The sequence below is a fragment of the Agarivorans sp. QJM3NY_30 genome, assembly GCF_050870855.2.
Lineage (GTDB): Bacteria > Pseudomonadota > Gammaproteobacteria > Enterobacterales > Celerinatantimonadaceae > Agarivorans.
Window position 1 is genome coordinate 1,491,417 of the sequence record NZ_CP194038.2, and the last position, 22,339, is coordinate 1,513,755.

Genomic DNA, 22,339 nt, shown 5'->3' on the forward strand with positions numbered 1-22,339 from the left:
AACATCATTTGCTCGCGATCCGTTTACAGTAACGTTTGGGTGTGATTTTAGCGATTTGTGCAAATTCTCTGGTCATATGAGATTGATCTGAAAATCCATAATCCAATGCCAATGTGACTAAGTTGCTATTAGGTTTGTGTTTGAGATGTTCGATGGTTTTTTTGACCCGCAATATTCTTTGGCATTGTTTGGGGCTTATACCTACCCATTTTTGAAATTGACGCTCGATTTGACGTTGACTCAGTGGCATACCACTCTTCGAGAGCTGGTTATTGTTGGCGTTCTGAATCACCTGCAAACAGCGCAATACTGAGGCTGGAATGCATTGGCAAATATCAACGGTATTATTCAACCATTTATAGAGTGCTGTAATTCGAGCTTGGTGATGAGGCGTATACTGCAGGCGGTTTGCCATTCGCTGCAGCCAGCGTTGCTGTTTATTATCTTGCTGTGCTACCGATTGCTCGAATTGAGTGCGTAATATATCGACACTAATACCAGGCTGAAAACGAACTCCCGCGACTTGAGTCCCCGAAGAGAGCATTATGGTGTGTGCTTGTTTGCTTATCGGTAGCAGCAGCGCTTTTGCCGAATATGGAATGCCATCAAATTCAACACTTCCAGCTAAAATAAACATGATGCCGCTACAAGCATCAGCTTGTAGCCACTTTGTCATGTTCTTCCCTGGAGTGGCCGGAACCGAGGCTGACCAGATCCCTTGAACATAGTGCGCTAAGCTCCCTTTTGGTTGAAACAACCTGAAATCAAAGGGAGACTCAGCAGATCGGAGCGCTTGATTAGTTTGGTTGATAATTCCCTACCTCGGGTTTAAAGGTTTTGGAGATCCGATTCCAACTATTAATCGCATTCACCGCGATTGTCAAATCAACCAAACTTTGTTCGCCAAACATTGCTAGAGCCTGTTTATAGGCGGCTTCTGTGACGGGTCGATTTGATGTGATCAATTCCGCCCATTGTAATGCCGCACGTTCAAGTTCGGAATATAAGGGCATATCCATCCAGGCACTTAAGCCATATATCCGCTCTGGGCGCTCTCCCAATTTAAGGGCGTCTTTGCTATGCATATCAATACAGAAGGCACATTGGTTGATTTGTGAAACCCTTAGTTTCAGCAATTCCCAAGTGGTGATATTCACCGAATTGGAGTGACTAAATTGCTGGTGAAGATAGTTTTCTTGTTCGAGCAATATCTGCATTGCCTGAGGTGAGCTTGAAAAATAGTTTAATCGCTTAGTCATCGTTTTTTCTCCATGTTGAGTGTTGAAAATAACCGATAGCTTTCAATGTTTATTGAATATTTGCGACATGTTGCGATTGATCTGCAGATCTCTGGATCTGCAAGCAGGCTGATGTGGCATTGGTAGGGGAGTGGCAAGCGTGAGCATTTGGTCTGCTTCGCAGTATGCGTGAAACAGCAGATGCTTCGTAAACACTTGGTCGAACATATACGCTTAACGATTTGCCTCAAGCATTTCTATCACAGTGATTAGCGCTTTCAGCAATATGGGAGAAGGCGCTGAAGCGATCACTTGGAGCAAGATGCCCCTCGAGGTTGATCGATAAGCCGCTTACTCCAGTGTTAGCTGCATATCGTCGTGACCCACTTGGACATTGCTGGGCAACTCGCCGCTGTATTGGTGTAGAAAACTGTCTAATTCGTGTCCGATATGACTAAGCACCCACTGAGTGTCGGGCATGGCGTGGGCGAACTCAAATACATCGTAGAGATTATTGTGGTTGGGGGAGTGTTGCAGTGGTGAATAGCTACAATCGATCACGACATAATCGGGCTGATGTCGCAGCAGTTGTTGCCAGCTTGGATCGGGGATCCCTGCGGTATCGGTTAGATAGGCAATCTGTCCTTGAATGCTGCTAAATAGATAGCCCAAGGTTGGTTTTGAGTGGTTAAGGGTGAGCGGCATAATCTCGATGTCAGCCAACTGAAATCGAGAATAAGCTTTGTTCGCTTGCTGAAAATCGAGGATGCCTGGGTGTTTGAATAAATCATCGCAACCATTGGGGTCGTTCGGTTGATAAATTGGGATGGGGTCGGCAATTCCCCAGCGTAAATCAAACAGCGCTTGCACATGATCCATATGATAGTGGGTCAGGAGAATGGCATCGATAGAGTTAGCGGGAAAACGGCTTTGTAGTTGTGGATGATTGGCATCGATGAGTAAACACTTACCATTGACTTCTAATACCGCTGAACTGAGTTGACGGCTTAAGCTGGGATTTTTTTGAGCGCGCTTACAGGCGATACAATCACAGCCGTAAAGTGGCGCCGCTTGGACGTTGCCAGTGCCTAATAAGGTGAGTTTCATGTGATATATAACTCGCTAGTTTGGGTATCGATATACTTGAGTAATTTCTTCACGGTGACGGCTAAACTGCGGTTGTTATCTAGTCGCCAGAATTCTTGTTGTAGATTGGTTTGGTATTGCTGGTTACGCCGCAGCCGAGCAGTAATTGAATGTTCTTGTTCTCGGCCCCGTTTGCGTAAACGTTCGGCTAATACATCTTGTTCTACCTCTAGGACAATCACTCTTAAACGTTCTCCGAATAAGTCTCTGGCGAGGTCTATTTGTTGACGTGAGCCATTGAATAATACCGAAAACCCCATACTGAGCCAGGTGTTTACTTCGTTTCCCACGGCGTAATGGCAGCCATTGGCTTGCCAGTCCATGGCAAATAAGCCGCTACGTTTGCGGTGGGTATATTCCGGTAAACTTAAGGCGATGTGGTTTTCACCGCCGCTATCTGCTGCTCGGGTGATGTAGCGGTGAGCAATCAGTAAGTTACTATCGGCTTTTAATTGCTCCCGCAAACCATCTATGATGCTGTCTTTACCTGAACCAGAGGGACCAACTAAATAAAACAACTTGGCTTCACCGACGATGACTTCATTACTTAATGAGCTATTAGATATCAAAATACTCGCTCTCCTTCACGCCATACTTGTAGGACGCGTAAGCGGTCTTGGCTGGGCTTGGCTAAGACCAGATCTGCACGTTTATTTTCATGAATACTTCCTCGGTCATCCATACCGAGGGTTTGTGCAGGCTTAAGGCTCACCATTTGAATGGCTTCACATAGGTTATAGTGGTTGTTGTCCATCTTCGCAACCTGATAGGCTGCATCCAACATACTGGCAGGGTAGTAGTCCGAGGATAGGATATTTAATACGCCTTCACTGGCTAATTCGGCCGCCGCCACATTACCTGAGTGTGAACCGCCTCGCACGATATTCGGCGCGCCCATCATCACTTGTAAACCCGCTTGACGTGAGGCCTGCGCTGCGGCAACGGTGGTTGGAAATTCGGCGATTGCACAGCCTAAGGCGGCGGATTCCAGCACATGCTCTACGGTGGCATCGTCATGGCTGGCTAAAGTAATACCGCGCTCGCGTGCTGCGGCTGCGATGTGCTTGCGGTTGGCATCGGACCAGCGCAATGAGGCTTCGGTTTGCTCTGCTTCAAAGCGCGCCATGGCTGGTTCGTTTAAGCCATATTTACCCATGTAATAGGTACGATATTTTTCGCTATCGATAAATTGGCGTTGTCCGGGCGTATGATCCATCAACGAGACCATGGCGACCGGCCCTTGCTCAACCAAGGTTTCGAAAATGTTGGCGGTATCGGCATTGGGGAGTTCACAGCGCAAATGCAGAAAATGTTCGGCTCGATTTTCACCGCGTTGTTGAGAATCGACAATGGTATGCAGCATGCGCTCTAGATTCGCTAAGCGGGTGCCGTGGTCGTTAATATAGCCCAATGCAATCGCGTCTAGTACTGTGGTGATGCCACTGGAAACCATCAGGGCATCGTGACTTGCCATGGCTGAACCAGCAGGCCAATTCACCTTCGGTCGTGGCGTAAAAAATTTTTCCAGGTTGTCGGTATGTAATTCGATTAAACCCGGCAAAAGATAGGCTCCGTCGCCGTCAATCGCACTGCAGTGTAGGCTTCGCGTGTCACTGAGTGCGATGATCCGGCCATCTTTTACTTCTAGCGAGCCCTTCACGACTTCATGTTCCAAAATCATATTTACGTTGGTAATGATCATTTTATTATCCTGCTAACGAAGGGCTGGCTTGCATTGGGTGTAGGCGGTCGGCGACGAGGTCGCGAACCCAGTTGTCGTGAAAGATACCAACGATGGCTGCCCCACGTTGTTTGGCGGCTAAGATCAATGTCACCACTTGTTGGGCATTCACTTTATCTAGTGAGGCGGTGGGTTCATCGAGTAATAAAATTGGATAGTCGAGGGCAAAGCCGCGGGCAATATTGACCCGCTGCTGTTCACCGCCAGAGAATGTCGCTGGGGCTAAGTGCCACAGTCGTTCGGGGACATTCAATTGGCTTAATAGGGTTTGTGCCTTGGAGCGGGCCAATGATTCACTGATGCCATTCTCGAGCATGGGCTGCATGACGATATTCAGAGCCGAGAGGCGAGGGATCACCCGTAAAAATTGACTGACCCAGCCAATGGTATGGCGGCGCAACTCGATGATTTGGCGCGGTTGGGCTTGCGCCATATCTAACCAGTGTTCACCTTGGCGGATCAGTAATTGGCCTTGGTCAACTTGATAGTTGCCGTATAGCGAACGCAGCAGACTGGATTTTCCTGAGCCAGAGCTACCGTTGAGAACTAAACATTCACCGCCATATATTTCCAGATTTTGCTGGCACAGTACCGGTAGGCGAGCCGCACCTTGGTTATGTAACACAAAGGTTTTATCGATGTTTTTGGCTATCATAAGCGCTTGCATGGTGACTCCTCAATCGCGCGTATTATTGTTGAAGAACCGAAGAAACTAACAATTGGGTATATGGATGGCGTGGGTCATCCAGTACTCGATCGCTTAAGCCACTTTCCACCACCTGACCTTGCTTCATCACCATGATCCGATGGGCTAATAAGCGGGCCACTGCTAAATCATGGGTGACAATCACCACCGCTAGCTGCAGTTCGGTGACTAAGTTGCGAATTAAATCGAGCAAGCGGGCTTGCACCGAAACATCTAAGCCGCCGGTGGGTTCATCCATAAACACTAATTTAGGATGGGTCACTAAGTTACGGGCTATTTGCAGCCGTTGCTGCATGCCGCCAGAAAACGTTAGCGGTTGGTCGTCAATACGGCTGGGATCGATCTCTACTGCTTTGAGCCAGCAAATGGCTTGCTCGCGTATCTGTGCATAGTTACGCCAGCCGACCTCCATTAGACGCTCACCAATGTTTCCGCCTGCGGAGACTCGTGGCCGCAAGCCATCCATAGGGTGTTGGTGCACAATGCCAAAATTGGCGCGGATTAAACGCCGGCGTTCGGCTTCGCTAATATGATATAAACTGGCCCACTGTTGGGTATTGTTGCGATAATTGACCTGACCACTTTGGGGCGTTAAGCGACCCGACAGGCTCTTGAGTAGGGTCGTTTTACCGGAGCCTGATTCGCCGACAATCGCTAATACTTCGCCCGGATACAGTTCTAAATCGAGCGCCTTAAAGCCTTTCTCTGGGGCGTAGAGCATGCTTAAGTTATGAGCGGTGAGTAATGGGCTGACTTCGCTCTGAAGCGAGTTTTTCGGGGCTGTTGGTGCCGATTGAGGCTGCCAATGTTGCTCCAACTGGCTGGCTAATTTATTCATCTTGGGCTCCTTCGCTAGCCGCTTGTTGTTTTTGGCAGAAGTCGGTGTCGGAGCAAATAAATACTCGCTGGCCTTGGTCATCAACCAATACTTCGTCTAGAAAGGTATTGCTATTCCCACAGATGCTGCAGGGTTGCTCCCAATGTTGAATGGAAAAGGGATGATCTTCGAAGTCGAGGCTACGCACTTTGGTGTAGGGTGGAATGCAGTAAATACGTTTTTCTCGCCCGGCACCAAAAATCATTAAGGCTGGCGACAGATTGAGTTTTGGGTTATCAAACTTAGGGATCGGTGAGGGATCCATTAAGTAGCGGTCATGGACCATGACCGGGTAAGCGTAGCTGGTGGCTATGTAGCCATAGTTCACAATATCTTCGTAGAGCTTGACTTGCATTGACCCGTATTCTTCCAGAGCGTGCATTTTTTTGGTTTCGGTTTCGCGCGGTTCGATAAACCGCAAGGGTTCGGGGATCGGCACCTGAAACACCAAAATTTGTGCATTACTGAGGGTTTGTTCGGGAATGCGATGCCGGGTTTGGATTACGCTGGCTTGCTCGGTTTGTTCGGTGGTGGTTATGCCACACACCTTGGCAAAAAACTGCCGGATTGAAACCGCGTTAGTGGTGTCATCGGCGCCTTGGTCAATCACCTTGAGCACATCTGTCTGGCCCAAAATTGATGCACTAAGCATGATTCCTCCGGTTCCCCAACCATAGGGCATCGGCATTTCTCGGCCACCAAAAGGTACTTGATAACCGGGGATAGCAACGCCTTTGAGGATGGCTCGGCGGATCATCCGTTTGGTTTGTTCGTCTAAATAGGCAAAGTTATATTGCTGGTCATCGTCAGTGATAGCCGCGGTGTGTTGACTAAAGCGGGTCATACTGGCTCTCCTGTTGCTGGCGCATTTTACGTAACAATTCTAATTCAGACTGAAAATCGACGTAGTGAGGTAGTTTTAAATGAGAGACAAAGCCTGCCGCTTCCACGTTGTCGGCGTGGGCCAGTACAAATTCTTCATCTTGCGCCGGACTGGTCACTGGTTCGTCATAGCGTTGTGCTTGCAGGGCGCGGTCAAGTAAGGCGACAGCCATGGCTTTGCGTTCACTAAAACCAAAAGCTAAGCCGTAGCCGCGAGTGAAATGAGGATCTTGCGCCTGCTCAGCCACAAAGCCATTGATCATCTCGCATTCGGTCAGGACGATACTGCCAATATCAATGTTAAACCCTAGCTCTTCAGGACAGATCTGCAGATTGACCTCACCGCTGCGAATTTCTCCGGCAAACGGGTGGTTACGGCCGTATCCTCGTTGGGTCGAGTAGGCCAGTGATAATAAGAAGCCCTCATCACCGCGGCTCAATTGTTGTAGGCGCGCAGCACGAGAACAGGGATAGCTTATCGCTTGTTGGCTGAGGTCGGCGGGCTCTTCTCCGCGGTCGACTTCTGGTATCGCCAGACCTTGTTGTTCCAGTAAGGCAAATACTCGGCTAAAGTTTTGAGCTTCTACTGGGGGGGAGTCTTGCTGTAAATTCTGCTGCTCAGCAGTTTTTGGTGCGGGCTTATCGGTGCCAGACTCGGGGGGGCTCGGCGGGTGTCCTTCGGCGAGCAGACTAAAGTCGAGTAGGCGATGACTATAGTCATAGCTTGGTCCGAGTTGCTGCCCGCCGGGCAGATCTTTATAGCTGGCTGAGATCCGCCGCTGAACCCGCATTTGGTCAGTATCTAAGGGCTCACATATCGCGAATGAGGGAAGGGTGGTTCGGTAGGCGCGTAGCAGGAAGATGGCTTCAATTTGATCGCCGCTGGCTTGCTTAATCGCCAGCGCGGCCAGCTCTGGATCAAACACCCCTCCTTCGGTCATGACTCGCTCGACCGCTAGACTCAATTGTTGGCTGATTTGGGCGACGCTTAGCTCGGCAACGTCCGTATGACCTCGGCGACGTTGCGCTTGTAGCCGATGTGCTGCGGCAATGGCTTTTTCGCCTCCTTTTACTGCGACATACATTAGATACGCTCCAATTGGGTAGTGCGACTGATAGCCAGCAAGGATTGTTGATGACAGAAGACAAATTCCAAGCCGAGTGGGTAGTGGTGGCTGGGTTTGGATAGGTAGTCAAGCAGGCTTGCTCCAAGCTCGCCAAACTGTCGGATGATGGGGTGCTGAATGCCCGGTCCACTTAAGCGAAAGCGTGGGCCGCTGTCTAAATCTTCAGTTTGCACCAGCAGCATTGCACTGTGCTCCGGACTCATGTCACTGCCAGCTTTGCACTGCATCAGATCAATGGTTTGGGTGCTGTTGATGACCACAAAATCGGCTTGCTGGAGAGTCGTTCTTTGAACACCGTTATGAAACGCCAAGTTTGCCACCGCGTGTGCTAAGTCAGTCGGTTTGGCTAATTCGGGACTGAGGTATAGGCCAGTATGTTGATCACACAGGCTCATAATGACTTGGCTGGCGGCAGGATTTAGTGGCGCAAAACCGCGGTGTTTATCAAGCGAGACCCGGCTACCCGGTTCACTGAAAGCTTTAAGGATTTGCCGAAAACAGTGTTGAGCATGGTGGACGGGTTGCGCAAAACCAGTTTCTATTTGCAGCATTAGTCTTCTCCCCGAACGACAGTGAAAAAATCGACCTTCGATTGAGCCGCTTGTTCGGCGACTTGTTGCCTCGCCAACTGTTGTAGCTCTGCGAGAGGTTGAATAATCGCTTCTTGTAATACCGGTGCGGTGGATGCTTGCTGTAACAGTGCATCGATTAGCGCCGATAGCAGCGCATGTTGTTTCGCGCGTCCCCGTAAGTAGCTATAACCGGTGGTGCCATCGACTAAACGCACCGCTGCCCGAGTCATGGTGGTCTCTGCTAAATTGAAACGCTCGCCATTGCCTCCCACTCGACCTTGAATCTTTGCCAAGCCAATTTCGGGTTGTCGGATCACTTCACAGGGCGGGTCTAGTTTGAGTTTTCTCCAGCGTTGTTCTAGCTCGGAAAAGGGGGCGTTAGCGAGTATTGCCATCCAGTGTTGGCGAGCAGTTTGTTGTGGGGAAGGCGTGGTGTGACTCATGATGTATGCTCCAAGCTGAGTTCAACTAACTCGGCTCTAATGTGGGAAATTGAAAACTCGAAGGGTTGCTGTTGTTGGTCGATATTGACGGTTTGTAAGCGGAGTAGCGGTTTACTGGGATCAATTTGTAGGCAGGCGCAGTCTTCATTATTAGGAAGTTGCGCGCCAATCACCGTGTGTTTACGGCGTAAATTGATGGCGCAGTGCTGGGCCAAAAAGTGATGTAATGAACCCTGTTGGTAGCGGCCGAGTTGGCTTTCGTGTTCACCCAAACGCAGGTGATGAAATACGATACTGATTGGGATCTGGTCGATAAAGCGCAAGGTTTTGAGTTGAATTATCGGGCTGGCTAGCGCAATCTCTAAATTATTTGCCACCTGTTGGTTAGCGTTACTACGGATGCAACTAAGCAGCCGACTATTGGGCTTTGCTCCGGCATTGAGCAGGTTATCGGTGAATTTTGCCCCCGAATGCAGCGGATAACGCACTGGCTGACTGAGTACCAGCACGCCTTTGCCCTGTTGGCGCAGCAACCAACCTTTTAGCACCAATTGGTCAATGGCGCGGCGCAGTGTATGCCGATTGACTTGATAGCGTTCCGCTAAGCGTTGCTCGGGGGGAAGGTATTGGCCTGCCTGATAAGCACTGCTAATTTCTTTTTCGAGGCTGAGAGCAATTTCTTGATAGCGCGGCATGAGCAGACTCGACTAAATAAACAGTTTACGGATCCGTTGGGAAACAAAATCCAACAGGCTTACTGTGACCACGATGATCAGCATTACCGCGCAGGTTTGAGGAAACATAAAGCCACGAATGCTCTCCCATAAGATCACGCCGATGCCGCCCGCACCCACCATGCCCACGACTGTGGCCGATCGCACATTAGACTCGAAGCGATACAAGGAGAAGGAGATCCATAGTGGGAGCACTTGTGGGATCACGCCATAAACAATTTCTTCGAGTTTATTGGCACCAGTGGCGCGCACCCCTTCTACTTGGCCTGGATCAATCGCTTCAACGGCTTCCGAGAACAGCTTGGCTAACACGCCGGTGGTGTGAATGAATAATGCCATTACGCCAGCAAAGGGGCCCAAGCCCACAGTCACCACAAACAACATGGCAAAAACCATTTCGTTAATCGCTCGGGCGGCATCCATTAGCCGACGCATGGCTAGACAAACCGATGTTGGGACCATGTTTTCGGCGCACATTAAACCGAAGGGCACTGCTAAAATGATTGAGAACAGGGTGCCCCAAATGGCGATATGTAGGGTAATCAGCATTTCTTCGAGGTAGTAGCTGAGGTCACTAAAATCGGGCGGAAAGAAGTCACTGGCTAGCTCGGCCATATTGCCCGCGTCGTTATATAGCTTCATTGGTGCAATTTCAGCACCTTGCCAGCTCCAGCTGAGGCCTGCCAGCACTAGGGCCCAAATTGACAAGGTAAGCCAAGACGGGCGCGCGGATTGATCGGTGAGCATCGCATCGAGTTTCATAAGCTTTCTCAAGATGTCTAGATAAGTTGCTGAAAGAGAAGCTGAGCCGAAGCTCAGCTTACAAGAGCCTATTGCGCCATTGCGGTAATCGCGTTTTGCTGGCGACTTAAATCGGCGAGTTGGGCGTCGATCACCGATAGTTCGGCGGCTTTTTCAGCTTTTGACAATTTGCTGTCATGCTCAAGCTTGAGGCGGTTTTTGAACAACACCAATTGGCGGATGGGTAATAGTTGCAAGTCGCTAGAGGCTTTGAAAGGAGCCCACTGTAGTGATCTGAGTACCGCGAGTTGCTTAGCATCACCCGATTTGCCGTAGTTCATGAAGAAGCTGTAAACTTTATCTTTAACGCTTTCGGGAAGGTTTTTTCGCCAAACGATGGGGTCTGATGGGATCAGTGGTGATTTCCAAATCACTTTTAATTGGGCGAACTTGTCGGGAGCGGTGACCTTCAAGCGGTCCATGTTTTCGGTATTTCCGGTGGCAACGTCAACTTGTTTTGCGGCGGCAGCTAAAGCGTTGGCTTCGTGGCCCGAATTCATGCTGCGTTTAAAATCTGCGACCGAAATGTTGTGTTCGGCAAAGACGTAGTAGGAGGGGACTAAGAAGCCAGAGGTGGAATTGGGATCGCCGTTGCCGAAGGTGAGTTCGCTACGATGAGCAATCACATCTTCTAAGTTATTCAAGGGGCTGTCTTTATGAGTGACTAAGACACTCCAGTAACCAGGGTTGCCGGTCACGTCGACGGTTTGCGCAAAAATTTCACCACCGGCACGGTCTACCGCTTCCATGGCTGATTTATTGCCGTACCAGGCTACGTCGACTTTATCAAACCGCATACCTTGAATGATACCAGCGTAATCAGGCGCAAAAAATGCCTTTATTTTATAACCAGTTTGTTGCTCCATGGCCTCTAGAAACGGGGTCCATGTAGTTTTTAAATTTTGCTGAGATTCGGTAGAAATGATCCCAAAATTGATAGTGTCCTGCGCTTTGTCAGCCGCTGACACGAGGGGGGAACCGAACGTTGCTGCGAGCATTGCGCTTGCAAAGGCGGTCTGCTTAATAAACTGTAACATGCCATCTATCTCCTTCATTTATGGATTAGGCCATCTGTGGCCATGGTTGTGGTACTGCGAGATCTTGTGCTTCGGTATTGCTGGGATCCAAGCTTGAGCCATACAAGGCTGCCAAGCTGGCTTCTGTTAAATTTTGGCTTGGACCGTCGTAAAAAATTTCGCCACGTTTTAAGGCGACAACTCTCGGGCAATAGCGTTTGGCGTAGTCAACCTGGTGTAAGGTCACCACCACCGCGATGCCTTCCTGTTGGTTAATATCGGTGAGGATTTCCATCACGATTCGTGATGATTCTGGGTCTAATGAGGCGATGGGCTCATCGGCCAAAATAATCTTGGCTTGCTGCATCAAGGCGCGGGCAATTGCCACTCGCTGTTGCTGACCACCAGAAAGCGTCGAAACACGTTGTTGGGCAAACTGCTCCAGACCGACACGTTTTAGCGCGACTAAAGCCTGTTGCTTTTGTGACGAGGTAAAACGCCCGCTGAGGCTGCGCCAAAGTGGGGTCGCACTAAGCGCTCCAATTAATACGTTGTGTAATACACTTAGGCGAGAGACCAGATTAAACTGCTGAAAGATGTAACCAGTTTGGCTACGGCTTTGCCGTACGGTTTTACAAAATTTACCATTCCGTTGCACTGGGGTGCCTAGAACTTCGATGTAACCCTGACTATTTTTATCGCTGGTGATTAAGCCATTGAGGTGACGTAGTAATGTCGATTTCCCTGAGCCAGAGGGACCAAGCAGGGCGACCATTTCACCTTGCTCAACACTCAGGTTAATATTCTGCAAAGCATGATTCGTCGCAAAGTGCTTATGGAGCTGTTTTACGGCGATGACTTGTTTGCTCATGACACAATCTCGTAGTTGGTTTGAGCATAAGTTAATCAACGAATGTGACAGTTAGCTTATCTAGACATGTCACTTGGGTGACGTATTTATGGCAATTGAGTGACTAAAAAAACATCAATGCGTTGCGAAGGTGGCGATAGCCGTCTTGTAAAGAGTAGGGGGACATGCTTTGTAAACTAAGTGTGGTGGGAATGGCGGAAATCTACAACCGATCCCATCAATGGATGCCTGAGATGTCAATGATTGCGCGGTGTTTGCCGCGAGCTGAAGGCCAATGCCAGAGCGGTCATCAAGCTGACTCCCCGCTTTTCGTTCAGCAACCAATATCCTCATTCTAATGTGTGACATCGCTTTGCTGGGGGGAGGCCGCGGCTTCTCAAACTAAGCCCTTGCACCGCAAGCCCAAAATGAAATCAAACCGAAAATACTAAGCCTGGGCCTATCGCTTTGCTGGCCCCTATTGACGCTATTGAGTTGCAACAGAGTATTGTGGAGGCGGAGGCTAAATACCTTCGGTTACTCGATTATACGGAGATTTGCTGTTGTCCAATCTGTTGCGCAAAACCACCCACCATCACTTTAGAGATATCTAATTGCTGGCGCTCGACTGAAGCCGTAATGATTGAAACACAGTTCATGACTCTACCTTGTTCAAAAGTAAAGTGATCGCTATGTTCATCGCGAAGATGTTTGGTTAAGTAACAGGCTAATGCACCACTAGCACTGCCCGTGGCGGATTCTTCTGCTATCCCAAATAAAGGCGCAAAATTACGACAACTCGCCGTTAGTTTGCTTGCTTTTTCGCACAGTTCAAAAGCATGCAGACCAACGAGATCATATTTTTTACAGAATTCACTGAGTAAATGTTGATTGACCTGAATTCTATCTAGATATCCCAATGGCACAGGAACGATAAGATCGTGTAAGCCGGTTGAAACGACCTCGATGGGTAGTTGAGTTGTTTCTAGAATTTTTACGTCAATTCCAATCAACTCTGAGACCTCCTGATAAGCAAATTCCTCGCGATATTCAGGTAGCTTCTGCTCCATCACTATATGACCATTCGACTCTATTGTCACCGTGAGTAAGCCTGCTTTTGTCCTCTGAACATATTGCCCCTCAGTGATGACTCCTTTTTGATGCATGATTGAGAATGCTGCTAAAGTTGCGTGTCCACAGAAATCAACTTCACCCGTTATAGTGAAAAAAGACAATTCAAAGTCGACTTCGTCATCTTGAGAAACAAAGGCCGTTTCTGAATAGCCAACGGCTTGCGCTATTTCTAGCTTTTCTTGATTCGACAGTTTATCGGCGTGCAATACTACGCCGGCAGGATTTCCTCCGCGTCCATTGGCCGTAAAGGAGTTAACCAAAAAAGCTTCAACATTCATAACTATTTGTGTCTCCGTATAAGATCTTACCCGTCATCTGATTTTTTTTGCGCAGTGGTGTTTTGCAGTCAAGTGGCAAAACGCAGCGCTGCAAAAGGGATCGATTGATAAACTATTGTACGCCCGGTATGGCATGAAGAAATGAGCGGAAAGTCCTTTTTAGGACGTTCACCGCTTGCTCTCAGTTTGAGAATTAAACGCTAAGGAGTCTTGAATGGCAAGGGCATTCTCTCCATCTGTGGATATTTCGGCGGGCGGCATTTCTTATAAATATCGAGCCCAAATGCTGCGCTATTGCGTCAGGTTTGAGATTAAAACGCATTAAAAATTGAAACAAATTCTTTAATTATTATTTTCATGCTTAAGGAGTACTTTGAATCGCGCGAATAACTGCCTGATGAGGCTATTCCCGTATTACAACTAGGCTGTTTTTCAGCTCTTCGTTGCTGAATACCTTCACTCAGCATTATAAGTGTCTCAGCAAGATAGCCCCTAAATTGATTGCTAAGTACTATGAATGTGGATGAATCGTGGCCACAAGGCATTGCAATCATATTGCATCTCATGGTTGGCGAGCCGCTTTGGTATTTTTCTTTATTGGTGAAAACCTCGTAAAGATAGTGAATCATGATACAAGCTTTCAACGCTCTAACAAACCTTGGGCAGGTATGCACTAGTGGCTACCTGCCCAGCTCATTTTGAATACAGCTAATCGCGGTCTTAGGCGCTTAGACTCTGCGCGGTGAGTACATGTTGCTCGATGGCCACCGCAACACCATCGTTTAAATTGCTGGGCGCGATATAGTCGGCAATGGCTTTGATATCGTCATCGGCATTGCCCATGGCAACGGCTAATCCGGCAAATTGCAGCATGTGACGATCGTTATCAGCGTCTCCGGCGCACATGACTTGCTTCGCATCTAGATCGAGTAGTGTTGCGAGATGAGCCACCCCGACCCCTTTGTTACTGTCTCGATGTAAAAACTCAAGAAAATGTGGGGCGCTACGAACCACAGTGTATTGCTGACGTAATTCGGAAGGCAAATTTGCAATGGCTTGGTCAAGAACCGTTTGCTCTGCCACAAACATGATCTTGGTTAAGGCTTCGTCATCGATTAAGTCTGCAAAGTCGACCTGGTTCACTTCGATACCATTAATTGACGATTCAAGATTGGTCCATGGATTGTGCTGTGGGGTGATTAATCCTTGGCGAGTAGAGAAAGCATGCATAAATACACCGAGTTTTTGAGCAATCGCGGTGAGCGCTTTTGCATCACTCCCTGTTAATGATGTGGTGTGCAAAACCTCACCATTGCCTACTCTCTGAACTAAAGAACCGTTGTATGAAATCACAAAGTCTTCGTTGCTGGTTAAGCCAAGTTGCTCTAAGTAGGGCTGGATCCCTGCTAGAGGACGTCCAGAGGCTAAAACAACTTTAGCGCCTGCTTGTTTGGCAGCTTGAATCGCCTGATAAGTACGTGGGGTGATTTTTTTCTCGTCATTGAGAAGCGTGCCATCCATATCTAGGGCGATAAGTTTAATCATATTTCGGCAGACCTTTAGTGAGTGTAATCGACAGACAGCTTGCATAGCTAAGGGCTAATACTGTCTAGGAGGGGGCAATTCTACACAAAATGGTGGATGATGTCTTAGTTTGTATTGCCTCTAGATGAGGGGGCGGTGGCTGTAGTCAAATGTTTATATTCAAATGATATTTAGTTAAATAGCCGCCCGTGCGAGGACTTGAACTCAGGGTTTTAAGTCCTCGCGTAGGCAGAGCTCGACCAAGTGATGACTTTATTCCGCAGCCTGCATCAGCTGCTGTAAGCTTTGTATTTTGGCATAACGGTCGCCTAGGGCTGCCATCGCCACTTGGTGGACCGTGTTTGCGGGTAAGCTTTGTCCATCTGCAGCACTCAAGGCTCGGGTGGCACAGGCATCGGCACAAATAAAGTTACTGTAGCCGAGTTCTAGCGCGGCAATGGTTGTAGCCGTGACGCACATATGGCTCATCAAGCCCGCGATCATCAGTTGGTTACGTCCGCTTTGCTTTAGCTGTGCTTGTAGTTCTGTGTGATAAAAACTATTGGGTAGACTTTTGATGATCACGGTTTCGCCCGCGAGCGGACGCAGCGAGTGGATCACCGCCGCTTGTTCACTTAGGGGGTTAAAGACAGCTGCATTGACGGTGGCGTGATGCAGTACATGAAAGATCGGCATTGCCTGTTGCCGCGCATAATTGAGTAACTTGGTCGCTTGAGAAATCGCCGCTTGTCCAGCACTGCCTAGCGCTAACTTACCGGTGATATATTCCTGTTGAAAATCGATGAGCAGCAACGCGCTTTGTGAACGATCAAATGGCGTGGGTGTCGCACCTGCGATGGAGAGTAGAGTGGTCGGTTTTGGCATGCGAATCTCTTTAGTGATGGGTGAGTAGGGCTTTAGCTTAAGCGAAGTAGGTTGAGAGGTAAGCGAGCAATTCTGCTCAAGGCCTATGCAAAATTAATCGTTGACTTGAAGCAGGGTCTAGCATGAGCGTATTTATCGAATGTTAAGTGGAGGGGAGTCAGGTTGCGCAAGCAAGATAGGCTTTAAAGCATTTCTAGTGGGCGGTGGGCTTGCAATTGCGCTCGATTGCTTTGTACACTTGGCTTGAACCTCAAAAGGGTATGGCGTAAGCATACTTGCAGCCCTTAATTTTGTAGGCTTTCCAAGTTGATGAACTCGAGTACCGCATACTCAAGTCGTGGCGGTAGAATAAATATGAATGGAATGAACTGGGACGATTTACGATTCTTCACGGCTTTGGTTGAATGTGGCACCGCGACGGCGGCTGCGAAGCGTTTGCAGGTGAATTATGCGACGGTGTCGCGGCGTATTGAACGCCTTGAAGATGCCTTGCAGCAGCGTCTGTTTGAGCGTCGTCAAGAGGGATTTATTGCAACCGTAGAAGGCCAATTACTTTATCAAAAAAGCTGCCAGATCCGTGACGACATCGACAGCCTAGCGCCGCACTTTGGTGTGGCAGCCCAGCAGCAAAAGAGCATTGTTTTATCGATGGTACCCGCTCTAGCCGAATACCTTGTTCTGCCTCACTTAAGCCAGTTACAGGGTCAATTTCCAGATTTAAAACTGGAAATTGAGTTATCCAATCGTAATGTGAGCATTCCTAAAAAAGAGGCTGACATTGCGCTGCGTTTAAGCCTTCCTGAGAGTGGCGATTATCTCTGTAAGAAGATTGGAATGCTGAATTATTGTTTATGCGGTAACGCTCAATGGTTGGATAAACTGAAACAAGCCGAACCGGTGAATGTTATTAGTTATGGCCCAAGTTTAAGCCATTTACCTGAGGCGGAATACTTGTTGAGACGCTTTGGTGTCGCGGCGATCAGATTGCAGACTAATTCACTGACCAGCCAGCGTATCGCGGCCGAACATGGTTATGGTATTGCTTTATTACCCAGCTGTTGTCTAGTTGGCAGCAATTTATTGCAGCTTCCTTTGTCTGAGCCCTTGCAGCGTGAGGTATGGATGCTTACTTCTCGGCAAAGCAGCCAAATGAGAGCGACTCGCAGGATCATCCGTGAATTAGAAAGCATGTTTGGCTCGTTTCCCTCGTGAGACGTCCTTGGATTTATTTTAAACCTTAGACGAGATGAGAATCTTGTCGTATCAAGTTATTCTGTGATAGCAAGGAGCTGGTATGTTTGAAAGTTACGGTGTGATTAATATATGGACTTATGTTGCAGGGCTGGTGTTTATTATTTTGGCTCCAGGTCCAAATTCTTTGTACGTGTTAAAAACCGGGGCGAGTTACGGGATTGCCTGTGGATATAGAGCCGCTGCAGGAGTCTTACTGGGCGATGCAATTCTAATCCTACTCTCCTATCTTGGGGTTGCTTCTTTGGTGCAAACCTCTCCGGTTTTGTTTACTGCGATCCGTTATTTAGGGGCTGCATACTTGCTGTATCTTGGCGTAACGTTGATCTACAGTAATTGGTTCGCGCCTAAAGAACGGCTCTCTTCAGCTAAACCCAAAACAGAAAAAGTTTTTCGGAAATCGCTCAGCTTGAGTTTAACCAACCCCAAAGCGTTACTGTTTTATGTGTCGTTTTTTATCCAGTTTATTGACTATAGCTACCATAGCACTTGGATTTCCTATTCCATATTAGCAAGCATTTTGGAGTTGTGTAGTTTAACTTATTTGAGTTTGTTGATTGTATTAGGCTGTCGCTTGACTCAGTATTTTCGCAATAATCAAGGCTTAGCTAAAATGGGGAATAGCGTGTTAGGGCTATTTTTCATGGGATTTGCGGCGAGGTTAGCTAGCTTACATTAAAGCGGGCTGGTTTAAGGAGCACCGCGTCGAAGTACTCATAGGATATGTCTGTTTGACTGGCGACGGGCAAATGACCGAGCAGCATATGATGGATATTCATTTAGCATCGCGCTGAGAAATCACGTGACGAGCTTTTGCATTGCCGCGAGCAGTGATAGAGATAAGGTATATACTCAGGCTACGATTGCATGGAATACAAGGACTTATATTATGAAAAAAGTGGCGGTGATACTCTCGGGCTGTGGTGTTTTTGATGGCGCAGAGTTGGGTGAATCGATACTAACGTTGTTACACATTACCAAGGCTGGAGCCAGTTATCAGTGCTTCGCACCGGATGTGATGCAACGACATACTATTAATCACCTCACGGGTGAAGATCAACAGCAAACTCGCAATGTATTGCTTGAATCTGCGAGAGTGGCTCGCGGTGATGTGAAGGCGGTTACTGAGTTAGTGGCCGAAGACTTTGACGCACTTATTATCCCCGGTGGTTTTGGGGCGGCAAAAAATTTATCTGACTTTGCTGTAAATGGTGTTGAGGCAAGTGTACAAGGAGATGTGCTTAAGGCTTGTAAAGCCTTTGCCGAAGCCAATAAACCTGCTGCTTATATGTGTATTGCTCCAGTGATGATCCCATTGGTCTATGGTCCGGGGGCTCAATTCACCATCGGCAATGATACCGATACAATTGCAGTTATTACCGAGCTTGGTGGCGAGCATATTGAATGTGCGGTGGCTGATATAGTGGTTGATCACTCGCACAAGTTGGTGAGTACACCGGCCTATATGTTGGCTCAAAATCTTGTCGAAGCTGAGCTTGGGATTGCCAAACTGGTGAATCAAGTATTAGCGATGAGCTAAATCGACCTTGGTGGCTATGCTTGGCCTACGAGAGAGTACAGGCAGAGGGATCACGCCTTGTGACATAGCTTGAGTGTGCAAGCGTTGTTGATTTTTTCTGCTTAGCCAAAGCCAACAATGATTAATCTGCTGCGCGCTAGGTGTTGAGTCACCGAGCCCAAGTGATGCTTGTTTCGAAAAACCAAAGAACCAGGATGATTACAACTGCTTGGCCTAAAGCTGAAGGATGTTTAGCGTTCCTTTTTGCTGAGCTAGACCAAGTGAGCTGGTTTTTTGCTTGAGGAATTGTTGCTTGCGCCATTCTTCTCTAGTAAGTTGTCGAGTTCCTCGCCAGGCATCGGGTGATAAAAATAAAAGCCTTGGTACACATCGCAGCCATGACTGTGTAAGAACGCCAGTTGTGATTCGGTTTCCACGCCTTCTGCCACGGTACTTAAGTCTAGGTTGTTGGCCAAGTTGATAATGGTCGAGCAGATTTGTCCATCTTCGACGGTGCTGGCGCATTCGTCGACAAAGGAACGATCAATTTTGAGTACATCAATGGGCAGTCGTTTCAGGTAGTTGAGCGAAGAATAACCAGTGCCAAAATCGTCGACAGAAATTTGAATGTTCAGTTTTTTTAAAGCCGACATCACTTCGATACAACGTTCTATATCGGTGAGAAGTACCCCCTCGGTGATTTCAAATTCTAAGGCAGAACCATCGAGGCCATGTTGTTGAAGGGCATGACTGGCATACGCTTCTAAGCGGCCAGAGACCAAATGTCTACCTGATATATTCACCGATACCGGCACCGTTGCGAAGCCAGCAGTGCGCCAAGCTTGTAGTTGCTGGCATACCTTGGCGATGGCAAATTCACCGAGGGTGATCACGAGCTCTGAATCCTCAGCCAATGGGATAAATTCGCTAGGTGAGATTTGACCTTCTTGCGGATGAGACCAGCGCATTAGTGCCTCTAAGCCCACGATTTGCTTATCAGCGGTGACCTTTGGTTGATAAACGATGCGAAATTGTTCTCCAGCCTTCAGACCTTTTTTCATCTCTTGTTCATAATCGAAATTACGGGCGGTTTTACTCGCCATCTCGGCCTCAAAGACTTGGTAGTTGTCGCGGCCTCGTTGTTTGGCGTAGTACATGGCGATGTCGGCATGTTGGATGAGTTGTTCTGCGCTGGTGGTTGTTAAATTGGCCTGTGCGATACCAATGCTGGTGGCAATGTTAATCACCCGTCCATCTAACTTCACTGGTTGACGCATTAAGCTAAGAATGGCGTTGGCTTTAGTGTGTGCCAATTCCATGGTGACGGAATCGGTGAATAAGACCACAAATTCATCTCCCCCCCAGCGGGCAATGACATCAGAGGTGCGGGTGACATCAATCAGACGTTTTGCAACTTCACAGAGTAATTGGTCGCCAGCTTTGTGGCCGAGGGTATCGTTAATTTTTTTAAAGCGGTCCAGATCCATGAAAAATAGTACCACCTGGCTTGGCTGGTGCTCGTGGCGCTGAGCGGCTTGAACCAGTGACTCCATTAAATAGGTCCGATTATATAAGCCGGTGAGAGGATCGCTATAGGCCAGTTGACGTAGCTTGTCTTGCAACTTGAGTTGCCGAGTGACATCGCGAATATGTAGCGTAAATTCATTCTCGGTATTGCTATTAAAGTTGGCTCCAGTGATGGATATTTCTGCTGGAAACTCATGATCTGAGTTGCGGGTTAAAGTAAGCGAATTTCGACGATGGCGTAGCAAGCCCTGTGAGCTTGAGAAGCGATGGGCTAAGCTTTTTCTTACTTCGTCTTGATTCTTTGGTAGCACGAATAAATTGATGAAGTTTTTATGCACGACTTGTGGTTTTAAAAAGCCAAAGGTCCTTTCGGCTGCGGGATTAAACTCGATGATTTTGCCACTTAGATCAACCGTCACGATACTGTCCATAGAGGAGTCGAGGATAGCGCTCTTGCGTTTTTCACTGGCTTTAAAACTGTTAATGGCGTCATCACGCTTGTTGATTTCGGCGCTGACTCGCTCAATCACTCGATTGTATTGATTGGCAATTTGCCCCACCTCGGTAAAAGGTTCAACGGGGACTGGCGTGGAAAACATACCTTGCTGCTGCTGTCGTTCCATAGAATTGAGTAGGTCGATTAGCTCGGTAGAGGCGCGGTGTTCGGAGACGTTCATGCCTTGCAATTCATCTTTAGCTGAAACTCGTAGTGGTAGAAAACGATTGACTAACAGCAGTAGTATAAAACTAAGTCCTAAGCTGTAGACTCCAATGCTGATCACGCCAACAAGTTGCGCGAACAGTTGCTGTGAGCGGCTGAGTTCGGTGCCTATCAGTTGTAAGTCCCCGAATAGCGCCACCGCTAAGGTGCCCCAAATACCGGCAAATAAATGCGCGGGAACAACCCCTAGCGCATCGTCGATTTTCAGTTTTTCTAGCCAAATTGTGCCGAAATATAAAATCAAGCCAGCAACAATCCCGATCAACATCGCCGACTTGCTAGACATCACATGACAACCGGCTGTAATCGATACTAAGCCAGCAATTACGCCATTCATAATAAAGCCTACATCGAAGAAGCGTTGAGCGCGATAATGGCATAGCGAACTGACTAAGCCGCCGCCTACGGCAGCTAAACAGGTATTTAGAATGATTTTGGGGACATGCTCGTTCATTATCAAAGTGCTACCGCCATTGAAACCAAACCAGCCAAGCCACAGTAGTAAGGTGCCCAGAACCGACATCGGCAGGTTATTTCCAACAGGCATTGTTTGATTAGAATCGAAGCGGCCGAGGCGTGGGCCAATGATAATAATGGCTGCGAGTGCAACGTAGCCGCCTACTGAATGCACCACAGTGGAGCCTGCAAAGTCGACAAATCCAATTTGTTCTAGCCAACCTTGGTTTCCGGCTATATAGGCCGAAGACCAAGCCCAATGTCCGGCGATGGGATAGATCACCGCGCTGAGTACCACCGAAATAGATAAGTAGCCAATAAAAGACATTCGTTCGGCCACCGCACCGGAGAGTAGCGTTGCGGCGGTACCACAGAACATGGTTTGAAAAAGAAAGAAACTGATTTGGTAGGGGCTTTGGGTGTCGCCAAAGAAAAACTCACTACTGCCGAGTAGGCCATAGCTAGTGTCGCCAAACATCAGTGCAAAGCCGAAGATCCAGTAAATTAGGGAGGCGATGATGAAATCAGCAATGTTTTTGGCGGCGACGTTAATGCTGTTTTTACTGCGGATTTTTCCTGTCTCTAAACATAAAAAACCAGCTTGCATGATAAAGACTAAGAACGAGGCGATTAATAACCAAGAATATTCCATTGTTTCTCCCTGTTACTCCTTGGCCAGCACAATTCCTTTTTGAAGATAGAGTGACCTTTAAGTCAAACTGCTGCAGAGTATGTCAACTACTTACAAGTGATCACTTGATTGATTAATATCCTAATCTCTCAATAAAATTATTGAGACGCTTAGACTGATTTAATGCATGATTCGCAGCGTGTTATCCTTGGCTCTCTCACGCCGTTTTGTGGCGAGCTGATAACACAACCAACAAGCCGAAAACTATATTAGTCATGTC

General features: G+C 48.0%; 22 protein-coding genes. 3 read left to right on the forward strand and 19 right to left on the reverse strand.

Features of this window, described 5'->3' with window-relative positions; all coding sequences use genetic code 11:
- Positions 1 to 4 precede the first annotated feature (4 nt).
- The 18 genes from ACRRSX_RS06825 to ACRRSX_RS06910 form a co-directional block, all read right to left on the reverse strand.
- Entirely contained in the window at positions 5 to 757 is a 753-nt protein-coding gene (locus ACRRSX_RS06825; protein WP_432453949.1) for a helix-turn-helix domain-containing protein, read from the reverse strand.
- Between the two features lie 40 nt (positions 758 to 797).
- Entirely contained in the window at positions 798 to 1,259 is a 462-nt protein-coding gene (locus ACRRSX_RS06830; RefSeq protein ID WP_432453948.1) for a carboxymuconolactone decarboxylase family protein, read from the reverse strand.
- Positions 1,260 to 1,589: 330 nt separating this feature from the next.
- Positions 1,590 to 2,345: a phosphonate metabolism protein PhnP gene (gene phnP, locus ACRRSX_RS06835; RefSeq protein WP_432453947.1), complete on the reverse strand. Its 756-nt coding sequence runs from the start codon at positions 2,343 to 2,345 to the stop codon at positions 1,590 to 1,592.
- Complete coding sequence (gene phnN / locus ACRRSX_RS06840) at positions 2,342 to 2,953, reverse strand: ribose 1,5-bisphosphokinase (protein ID WP_432453946.1); 612 nt, start codon at positions 2,951 to 2,953, stop codon at positions 2,342 to 2,344. The genes phnP and phnN overlap by 4 nt, the downstream gene beginning before the upstream one ends.
- The gene (gene phnM / locus ACRRSX_RS06845; protein ID WP_432453945.1) at positions 2,950 to 4,086 is read right to left on the reverse strand and encodes an alpha-D-ribose 1-methylphosphonate 5-triphosphate diphosphatase; all 1,137 of its coding nucleotides are present in this window, start codon (positions 4,084 to 4,086) and stop codon (positions 2,950 to 2,952) included. Before phnM ends, phnN begins: the two co-directional genes overlap by 4 nt.
- Before the next feature lie 4 nt (positions 4,087 to 4,090).
- Positions 4,091 to 4,792 (reverse strand): phosphonate C-P lyase system protein PhnL, encoded by a 702-nt coding sequence (phnL, locus tag ACRRSX_RS06850; protein ID WP_432453944.1) that lies wholly within the window; start codon positions 4,790 to 4,792, stop codon positions 4,091 to 4,093.
- A 22-nt stretch (positions 4,793 to 4,814) separates the two neighbouring features.
- Complete coding sequence (gene phnK, locus ACRRSX_RS06855) at positions 4,815 to 5,669, reverse strand: phosphonate C-P lyase system protein PhnK (protein ID WP_432453943.1); 855 nt, start codon at positions 5,667 to 5,669, stop codon at positions 4,815 to 4,817.
- Entirely contained in the window at positions 5,662 to 6,552 is an 891-nt protein-coding gene (locus ACRRSX_RS06860) for an alpha-D-ribose 1-methylphosphonate 5-phosphate C-P-lyase PhnJ (protein ID WP_432453942.1), read from the reverse strand. Before ACRRSX_RS06860 ends, phnK begins: the two co-directional genes overlap by 8 nt.
- Positions 6,539 to 7,675 (reverse strand): carbon-phosphorus lyase complex subunit PhnI, encoded by a 1,137-nt coding sequence (locus tag ACRRSX_RS06865; protein ID WP_432453941.1) that lies wholly within the window; start codon positions 7,673 to 7,675, stop codon positions 6,539 to 6,541. Before ACRRSX_RS06865 ends, ACRRSX_RS06860 begins: the two co-directional genes overlap by 14 nt.
- The gene (phnH, locus tag ACRRSX_RS06870; protein WP_432453940.1) at positions 7,675 to 8,268 is read right to left on the reverse strand and encodes a phosphonate C-P lyase system protein PhnH; all 594 of its coding nucleotides are present in this window, start codon (positions 8,266 to 8,268) and stop codon (positions 7,675 to 7,677) included. Before phnH ends, ACRRSX_RS06865 begins: the two co-directional genes overlap by 1 nt.
- Positions 8,268 to 8,732 (reverse strand): phosphonate C-P lyase system protein PhnG, encoded by a 465-nt coding sequence (phnG, locus tag ACRRSX_RS06875; protein ID WP_432453939.1) that lies wholly within the window; start codon positions 8,730 to 8,732, stop codon positions 8,268 to 8,270. The genes phnH and phnG overlap by 1 nt, the downstream gene beginning before the upstream one ends.
- The gene (phnF, locus tag ACRRSX_RS06880; protein WP_432453938.1) at positions 8,729 to 9,427 is read right to left on the reverse strand and encodes a phosphonate metabolism transcriptional regulator PhnF; all 699 of its coding nucleotides are present in this window, start codon (positions 9,425 to 9,427) and stop codon (positions 8,729 to 8,731) included. Before phnF ends, phnG begins: the two co-directional genes overlap by 4 nt.
- A 12-nt stretch (positions 9,428 to 9,439) precedes the next feature.
- The gene (phnE, locus tag ACRRSX_RS06885) at positions 9,440 to 10,228 is read right to left on the reverse strand and encodes a phosphonate ABC transporter, permease protein PhnE (RefSeq protein WP_432453937.1); all 789 of its coding nucleotides are present in this window, start codon (positions 10,226 to 10,228) and stop codon (positions 9,440 to 9,442) included.
- A gap of 68 nt (positions 10,229 to 10,296) precedes the next feature.
- The gene (gene phnD, locus ACRRSX_RS06890; RefSeq protein WP_432453936.1) at positions 10,297 to 11,304 is read right to left on the reverse strand and encodes a phosphonate ABC transporter substrate-binding protein; all 1,008 of its coding nucleotides are present in this window, start codon (positions 11,302 to 11,304) and stop codon (positions 10,297 to 10,299) included.
- 25 nt (positions 11,305 to 11,329) lie between these two features.
- Complete coding sequence (gene phnC, locus ACRRSX_RS06895) at positions 11,330 to 12,154, reverse strand: phosphonate ABC transporter ATP-binding protein (RefSeq protein ID WP_432453935.1); 825 nt, start codon at positions 12,152 to 12,154, stop codon at positions 11,330 to 11,332.
- Between the two features lie 524 nt (positions 12,155 to 12,678).
- Complete coding sequence (locus ACRRSX_RS06900) at positions 12,679 to 13,545, reverse strand: PhzF family phenazine biosynthesis protein (protein WP_432453934.1); 867 nt, start codon at positions 13,543 to 13,545, stop codon at positions 12,679 to 12,681.
- 720 nt (positions 13,546 to 14,265) lie between these two features.
- Complete coding sequence (gene yidA, locus ACRRSX_RS06905) at positions 14,266 to 15,090, reverse strand: sugar-phosphatase (RefSeq protein WP_432453933.1); 825 nt, start codon at positions 15,088 to 15,090, stop codon at positions 14,266 to 14,268.
- A 252-nt stretch (positions 15,091 to 15,342) separates the two neighbouring features.
- Positions 15,343 to 15,954 carry a cysteine hydrolase family protein gene (locus ACRRSX_RS06910; RefSeq protein ID WP_432453932.1) on the reverse strand — a complete coding sequence of 204 codons (612 nt, stop codon included), beginning with the start codon at positions 15,952 to 15,954 and terminating at the stop codon, positions 15,343 to 15,345.
- A gap of 354 nt (positions 15,955 to 16,308) precedes the next feature.
- Between ACRRSX_RS06910 and ACRRSX_RS06915 the strand changes: the two genes are divergently transcribed.
- The 3 genes from ACRRSX_RS06915 to elbB all read left to right on the forward strand — a co-directional run bounded on the left by ACRRSX_RS06915 (position 16,309) and on the right by elbB (position 18,745).
- A complete protein-coding gene (locus ACRRSX_RS06915) occupies positions 16,309 to 17,166 on the forward strand; it encodes a LysR family transcriptional regulator (RefSeq protein ID WP_432453931.1) in 858 nt (285 codons plus the stop codon).
- 82 nt (positions 17,167 to 17,248) lie between these two features.
- The gene (gene leuE / locus ACRRSX_RS06920) at positions 17,249 to 17,884 is read left to right on the forward strand and encodes a leucine efflux protein LeuE (protein WP_432453930.1); all 636 of its coding nucleotides are present in this window, start codon (positions 17,249 to 17,251) and stop codon (positions 17,882 to 17,884) included.
- A 210-nt stretch (positions 17,885 to 18,094) separates the two neighbouring features.
- Positions 18,095 to 18,745, forward strand: a complete 651-nt coding sequence (elbB, locus tag ACRRSX_RS06925) for an isoprenoid biosynthesis glyoxalase ElbB (RefSeq protein WP_432453929.1) — start codon at positions 18,095 to 18,097, stop codon at positions 18,743 to 18,745.
- A gap of 251 nt (positions 18,746 to 18,996) precedes the next feature.
- Here the strand turns inward: elbB and amt are convergent, their stop codons facing one another.
- Positions 18,997 to 22,080, reverse strand: coding sequence for an ammonium transporter (amt, locus tag ACRRSX_RS06930; protein ID WP_432453928.1), 3,084 nt, complete (start codon positions 22,078 to 22,080; stop codon positions 18,997 to 18,999).
- Between the last annotated feature and the right edge of the window lie 259 nt (positions 22,081 to 22,339).